Genomic DNA, 6,849 nt, shown 5'->3' on the forward strand with positions numbered 1-6,849 from the left:
GTATTACATGGTTCAGGYTTTCCCGGCGAAGTGGCGTATGAAGGCGCTGGTGCTGGGCCTGGGCACCTCGCAACTGGCGTTGCCACTGGCCCGGTTGTTTTCCGAAGACTTGTTGCAGATCGCCGAATGGCGCGGGCTCTATCTGTTTGAACTGGGCATGGCGCTGACCTCACTGGGCTGTGTGTTCATGCTCAAGTTGCCACCGGGTGACCGCTTCAAAACTTTCGAAAAACTCGACTTCCTGACCTTCGCCTTGCTGGCAGGTGGAGTGGCGCTGCTCTGTGCGGTGTTGTCGTTGGGCCGTATCGATTGGTGGCTCGAAGCACCGTGGATCGGTGTCGCCTCGGCCGGCTCGATCGTGTTGATCATGGCCGGCCTGGCCATCGAACATAACCGCAGCAACCCGATGCTGATGACCCGCTGGCTTGGTAGCGGGGTGATGATTCGCCTGGCATTGGCGGTGATCCTCATCCGTATGGTGCTCACCGAGCAATCCACCGGGGCGGTGGGTTTGCTGCAAACCCTGAACCTGAGCAGCCAGCAGATGCACAGCCTTTACGTGGTGATGCTGGTGGGCAGCGTCGCCGGCCTTGCCACCAGCGCGCTGACGATCAATCCCTCGCACCTGTTGATGCCGCTGATCATTTCTCTGGCGCTGATGGCCACCGGTTCGGTGATGGACAGTTTCTCGACCAACCTGACACGCCCGGAGAACATGTACCTTAGCCAGTTTCTGCTGGCCTTTGGCGGGACGTTTTTCCTCGGCCCGACCATGGTGCTCGGCACCCGCAACGTGTTGACCAATCCGCGCAATCTGGTGAGTTTTTCCGTGCTGTTCGGGATTTGCCAGAACCTCGGCGGCTTGATTGGTGCTGCGTTGTTGGGGACGTTCCAGATCGCCCGGGAAAAATTCCATTCCAGCCATATCGTCGAGCGCCTGACCCTGGTCGACCCGCAAGTGGCCAGCCGTGTGCAAGGCAGCAGCGCGAGTTATGTGTCGAGTATCGCCGACCCATCGGCCCGCACCACTCAGGGCATTCGTAGCCTGGCAGCGGCTGCGACCCGGGAGGCGAATGTCATGGCCTATAACGATGTGTTCATGCTGATCGCGGTGATCGCGATGCTGACCATGCTCTGGATCTTCATTCGCAGCCTGTGGCTGTTGAGCACGACCAAGGCTGTCGCTCCCACGCCGGCCAGTCCGACTTCCGTTCCTTCCAGCGATGCCTCTTCTTCATGACCGACCCGATCACCACAACCACCAACGCCATCGCCTCGACTCCCGAGGGCGTGGCACCGCCTAAAACTTCTGGCACCGAGCCGCGTTCGCTGCCGGTGCGGATCATTTCGTCCCTGGGCTTTGCTGCCATTGCCATCGTCGGGGTGCTGATCGTGCTGTATGCCTGGCAGTTGCCGCCGTTCGGCAGCGCCATCGAAAGCACTGAAAATGCGCTGGTTCGCGRCCAGGTGACGATCATCRGCCCGCAGCTCAGTGGCTACGTGTTTGAGGTGCCGGTGCAGGACTTCCAGTTCGTCAAGACCGGCGACCTGCTGGTGCGACTGGATGACCGGATCTACAAGCAACGTCTGGATCAATCGCTGGCGCAACTGGCGGTGCAGAAAGCTGCGCTGGCCAATGCGGTGCAGCAACGCAACAGCGCCGAGGCGACCATCAAGCTGCGTCAGGCGGCGCTGACCGACAGCCAGGCCCAGGCGCAAAAAAGCGCAGCGGACTTGCGGCGTAATGAGGCGTTGATCAGCGACGGCTCGGTCTCCAAGCGCGAGCTGGACGTGACCCGTGCCGCTAATGCGCAAACCATCGCTGCGGTGGCACAGGCCCAGGCCAGTCTGGAAATCGCCCGGCAGGACCTGCAAACGGTGATCGTCAATCGCGGTTCGCTGGAGGCGGCGGTGGCCAGTGCCGAAGCGGCGGTCGAGCTGGCGCGGATCGATCTGTCCAACACCCGTGTGGTCGCCCCGCAGGACGGTCAGCTCGGGCAGATCGGCGTGCGTCTCGGCGCCTACGTCAACTCCGGCGCGCAGTTGATGGCACTGGTGCCGAGTCAGCTGTGGGTAATCGCCAACATGAAAGAAACCCAGATGAACAACATCCACATCGGCCAGCCGGTCACCTTCACCGTCGATGCCCTGAACCACCAGAAATTTCACGGTCGGGTTCAGCGTATTTCACCGGCCACCGGTTCCGAATTCAGCCTGTTGCAGGCCGACAACGCCACCGGCAACTTCGTCAAAATCGCCCAACGCGTGCCGGTGCGCATCACTGTTGACGCGGACCAGGCGCAAAGCGAACGCCTGCGGCCCGGCATGTCGGTGGTGGTGAGTATCGATACGTCCGGGCAAGGCAATGCCGTCGCCGGCAATCCGTAGGCGCCGATGATCGTTCCCATGCGGGAACGATCAGTTACCGGCCACCATCGGCGGCAATGTACCCAACAGGGAAACTGCCGCCACGGCCGCTATCCCCAGCAACCACTCCAGCATCACGCTGGTGCGCAGCGCCGAAAGGCGTTGCTCGCAGTGTTTGATTTTCAAGCGATTGAACAGCGCCAGGCCAAGCATGGCACTGACCAACAGCACCTTGATCAACAGAATCAGCGCGAACCCGGACAGCAGCGGTGTCGGCCAGAAAGCCCCGGTCAACACCCGGACGTTGATCAGGCCGGTCACCAGCAAACCCGCCACCAACCCATAACCAATCCCGCTGAAGCGTTGCAGTATTGGCTCGACCGCGTGGGTCGTCGGTCGCCGCAGAATCATCATCAGCAGCATGAGTCCACCCAGCCAGGCACCGACGCAGGTCAGGTGAATCACTTGGTTGAGGATCAACAACTGGCCACTCAGACCGTCGAGCATCGCACCATGGCCGACCGGGGCGAGGGTCATCAGCAGCAGGCTGCTCAGGAGCATACGTAGCGCAAACGAATTGCTCAGCGGGCTCAGCAGACAGACCACCAGCAGCCCGTTGAACAGCAGATGCCAACGCCAGACCTGCCCGAAGAAGGTGTTGCTCAACACCAACTGCACGGTTGACCAATCAAACGCCGCCGACAGCGAGCCGGCCATGCTGGCGGTGATCAACAGCAGCCAGCAAACCCCGGTGAACAAGGCGAACCCGGCGAGCAGCCTACTCAGCCCGGCGAGGCGTTGATCAAGTGTCGCGAGCGCTTGGGTCAGCGGTTCATGGCGCAACAGCAGGGGCCTGAACAGACAGGCCCCAAACAGCATCAGCACGACGATGAAATGCAGGAAGCGGCCCAGGACCAGCGCGCTCGACATCGATTACTGACTCACCTTGAAGCTGTAGTTGCCAGCGCTTTTATGGGTGTCGACCGACACTGCATGCCATTCGACCTTGTAGTTACCGGCGCTCAGAGGGGCGGCGGGCGTGACGACCAGGGTCTTTTTATCGGCGCTTTCGGTGGCGATGCTTTTCACGGCAACGGCGACGCCATCCTTGCTGATATCGACTTTGGTGAAACTGGCTTCAACCCCTTCGGAGAACACCAGGCGCAATTCGGCAGGTGCGGCAACGCTGCTGTCGGCGGCCGGCGTCGAGCTTTTCAGGTGAGCGTGAGCAAACACCGAGGAGGCGAACAGCGAGCCGAGGAGGGCAGTCACAGTCAGGGCTTTTTTCAGCAACATCGGTCAGCACCTATCAGGCAGATTGGAAGATGCGACAGTTTACCTATGCCTCGGACCCTGTACGACGTTTCGTTTCGCAGGTGGCGAATGCTAGTCTTGACCTATGCCGCTGTCAGGGAGCCCTTATGGGCAATCACAAGATCGAGATCCGTCGCAGTAACGTCGAGAAAATCCTCCTGGCCGCCGAGAAGGTCTTCGCCGAGAAAGGTTTTGGCAGCACCGCGATGGCCGACATTGCTAAAGAAGTGCAACTGCCGCGCTCCAATCTGCATTACTACTTCAGCACCAAGGCTGAGCTGTACAGCGCGGTGCTGTTCGATTTGCTGGAAGTCTGGAAGCAGGACGCGCTGTGCTTCGAGATGTTCGATGACCCGCGGGTGGTGCTCAGCAGTTACATCCGCGCCAAGATGAACCATTCCCGCAGCCGGCCGTATGGCTCGAAAGTCTGGGCCAATGAAATCATCCATGGTGCACCGACATTGGGTGAGGCGCTGGACGCCAGCCTGTACGACTGGGCCAAGATGAAGGAAGCGAAAATTCGCCAATGGGTGGAGGATAAACGCATCCTGCCGGTGGAGCCTTCAAGCCTGCTGTACATGATCTGGGCCTCGACCCAGCATTACGCCGACTTCGATCACCAGATCAACATCCTCAACGACCATCAACCGCTGTCGGACATGCAATTCGAGCGCGCGGTGCAGACCGTGACCAGCGTGATTTTGCGGGGGATCGGGTTGGAGCCTTAAGATTTGTTGCGCGGCTGATGGCCTCATCGCGAGCAGGCTCGCTCCCACAGGGATCTGGTTTACGCTGGAGATCCAATGTGGGAGCGAGCCTGCTCGCGATGGCGTCAGCTCAGGCGACGCAGATCTCAACCCGCGACATGATAGGGATTCCTCGGATCATGGTCCCAGTCCAGGAACGGTTTCCCGTTATCGATCGGCACCATCTCGATGCAGTCCTGCACCGGGCAGGTGATCTGGCACAGGTTGCAGCCCACGCACTCATCGTCGATCACCTCATATTTATGGGTGCCGTCCGGTTGTTTCAGGCTGGCAATGGCCTGGTGTGAGGTGTCTTCGCAGGCGATGTGGCAACGGCCGCAACCGATGCAGGCTTGCTGGTCGATCTTGGCAATCACCTGATAGTTGATGTCCAGGTATTTCCAGTCCGTGGTATTGCMCACCGCACGCCCGGAAAAGTCCTGCACGCTTGAGTAGCCTTGGCTGTCCATCCAACGCGACAGCCCGTCCTTCATCTCCTCGACGATCCGAAAACCATGCAGCATCGCCGCCGTGCACACCTGCACCGCGCCACTGCCCAGTGCCATGAATTCAGCAGCGTCACGCCAACTGCCAATGCCGCCGATGCCACAAATGGGCAGGCCTTGGGTCTGCGGGTCGCGGGCGATTTCGGCGACCATGTTCAACGCAATCGGTTTGACCGCCGAACCGCAGTAACCGCCGTGGGTGCTTTGGCTGCCAACCATCGGATGCGCAACCATGCGATCCAGGTCGATGCTGGTGATCGAGTTGATGGTGTTGATCAGCGACACCGCATCGGCGCCACCACGATGGGCCGCTCGGGCGGCGACGCGGATGTCGGTGATGTTCGGCGTGAGCTTGACGATCACCGGCAGCGAGCAATAGGTCTTGCACCAGCGAGTAACTTGCTCGACGTATTCCGGCACCTGACCCACTGCCGCACCCATGCCACGTTCCGGCATGCCGTGGGGGCAGCCGAAGTTAAGCTCGATGCCGTCGGCACCGGTGGCTTCTACCAGCGGCAGGATGTTTTTCCACGACTCCTCGACGCAGGGCACCATCAGCGACACGATCAGTGCGCGATCCGGCCAGTCTTTTTTGACCTGGGTGATTTCCCGTAGATTGATCTCCAGTGAGCGGTCAGTGATCAGCTCGATGTTGTTGATGCCCATGACTTCACGGTTGGCGCCAAAATGCGCGGAGTAACGCGACGAAACGTTGACCGCCGCCGGGTCTTCGCCCAGGGTTTTCCAGACCACGCCCCCCCAGCCGGCCTCGAACGCTCGGACTACGTCCACCTGAATTCGGTCGCCCTGGCGTTTCAGTTCGCGGGCCAGYGGATCACTCAGTGCGCTGTCGTCGAATTTTTGGCCGATGGCTTTGAAGATTGCATCGGCGGCCAGCTCAAAGGTGTCCCCGGTGCTGATCAGCCGGCCATTGTCCATACGTGTGCGGGCGAAACGCATGCCGCGCACCTGGCCTTTATCGTCGAGCAAGACGTCCTGCGGTTGCGCCCAGGTCATCAGCCGTACCTGATTGGCCTTGGCGATGTCCTGCTCATGACTGGTTGCGCCCATGTCCTCAAGACCACGGCGGTACACCAGATTCACGTCGCGGGCACCGAGGCGGGCCATTTGCACGGCCATGTCGATTGCCGTGTTGCCGGCGCCGAGGACGATGCAATGATCGGCCAGCGGCAATTGGCTCAGGTCATCGGCCTGGCGCAGTTCGCGAATGTAATCGGTAGCGGCCAACAACCCTGGGGCGTCTTCGTCAGCCAGCCCCAGCTGTTTGCTGGCGGCCAGGCCAAGGCCGAGGAATACTGCGTCGAACTGTTGATGCAGTTCGCTGAGGCTCAGGTTTTCACCGAGTTTTTGCCCGTGGCGGATTTCGATGCCGCCGATTTCCAGCAGGAATTCCAACTCATGCTGGGCAAAGTCATCCACCAGTTTGTATTTGGCGATCCCGTATTCGTTGAGTCCGCCGGCCTTTTCCCGCGCCTCGAAAATCACCACCTCGTGGCCATGCATGGCGCTGCGGTGTGCGCACGACAAACCGGCAGGTCCGGCACCGACCACGGCAATCCGTTTGCCGGTGGCCGCTGTGCGTTGGAACGGGTGCTCGCTGAAGTGTGCGTTGTCGATGGCGTAGCGCTGCAACAGACCGATCAGTACCGGCGCGCATTCCTCGGCGTTGTTGCGCACACAGGCGTGCTGGCAAAGGATTTCTGTCGGGCAGACCCGGGCGCAACTGCCACCCAGGATGTTCGCCGAGAGGATTGTTTGCGCGGCGCCCTGGACGTTCTCTTGATGGATGTTGCGAATGAACGACGGGATATCGATGTCGCTCGGGCATGCGTTGACGCACGGCGCGTCATAGCAATACAGGCAGCGCGAGGCTTCCAGATGCGCCTGACGGTCGT

5 protein-coding genes and 2 pseudogenes are annotated in these 6,849 nt (G+C 60.6%); 3 read left to right on the forward strand and 4 right to left on the reverse strand.

Features of this window, described 5'->3' with window-relative positions:
* On the forward strand, nt 1–1,240 hold a 1,240-nt coding region (locus tag AC1DH9_RS20370), incomplete at its 5' end, for an MFS transporter (RefSeq protein ID WP_477808671.1).
* On the forward strand, nt 1,237–2,388 hold the full coding sequence (locus tag AC1DH9_RS20375) for an HlyD family secretion protein (RefSeq protein WP_477808672.1): 1,152 nt from the start codon (nt 1,237–1,239) through the stop codon (nt 2,386–2,388). The genes AC1DH9_RS20370 and AC1DH9_RS20375, both read left to right, overlap by 4 nt.
* A gap of 30 nt (nt 2,389–2,418) precedes the next feature.
* Here AC1DH9_RS20375 and copD read toward each other — a convergent pair whose 3' ends face one another.
* A complete protein-coding gene (copD, locus tag AC1DH9_RS20380) occupies nt 2,419–3,297 on the reverse strand; it encodes a copper homeostasis membrane protein CopD (RefSeq protein ID WP_427539292.1) in 879 nt (292 codons plus the stop codon).
* Nucleotides 3,298–3,300: 3 nt separating this feature from the next.
* Complete coding sequence (gene copC, locus AC1DH9_RS20385; protein WP_427539295.1) at nt 3,301–3,663, reverse strand: copper homeostasis periplasmic binding protein CopC; 363 nt, start codon at nt 3,661–3,663, stop codon at nt 3,301–3,303.
* Between the two features lie 125 nt (nt 3,664–3,788).
* On the opposite strand from copC, the gene AC1DH9_RS20390 reads away from it, so the two are divergent.
* Entirely contained in the window at nt 3,789–4,409 is a 621-nt protein-coding gene (locus AC1DH9_RS20390) for a TetR/AcrR family transcriptional regulator (RefSeq protein WP_054597654.1), read from the forward strand.
* A 125-nt stretch (nt 4,410–4,534) separates the two neighbouring features.
* On the opposite strand, the pseudogene preA reads toward AC1DH9_RS20390, so the two are convergent.
* Both preA and AC1DH9_RS20400 read right to left on the reverse strand, forming a co-directional pair.
* A pseudogene (gene preA, locus AC1DH9_RS20395) lies at nt 4,535–5,722 on the reverse strand (NAD-dependent dihydropyrimidine dehydrogenase subunit PreA); the annotation flags it as partial.
* Nucleotides 5,720–6,849: pseudogene (locus tag AC1DH9_RS20400) on the reverse strand (NAD(P)-dependent oxidoreductase); the annotation flags it as partial. The pseudogenes preA and AC1DH9_RS20400, both read right to left, overlap by 3 nt.

The organism is Pseudomonas sp. 05T35, from assembly GCF_056396605.1.

Excerpts from the sequence above, each read along its gene's own strand:
- copD (WP_427539292.1), bottom strand. The coding sequence starts at position 3,297 with ATGTCGAGCGCGCTGGTCCTGGGCCGCTTCCTGCATTTCATCGTCGTG.
- copC (WP_427539295.1), bottom strand. The coding sequence starts at position 3,663 with ATGTTGCTGAAAAAAGCCCTGACTGTGACTGCCCTCCTCGGCTCGCTG.
- AC1DH9_RS20390 (WP_054597654.1), top strand. The coding sequence starts at position 3,789 with ATGGGCAATCACAAGATCGAGATCCGTCGCAGTAACGTCGAGAAAATC.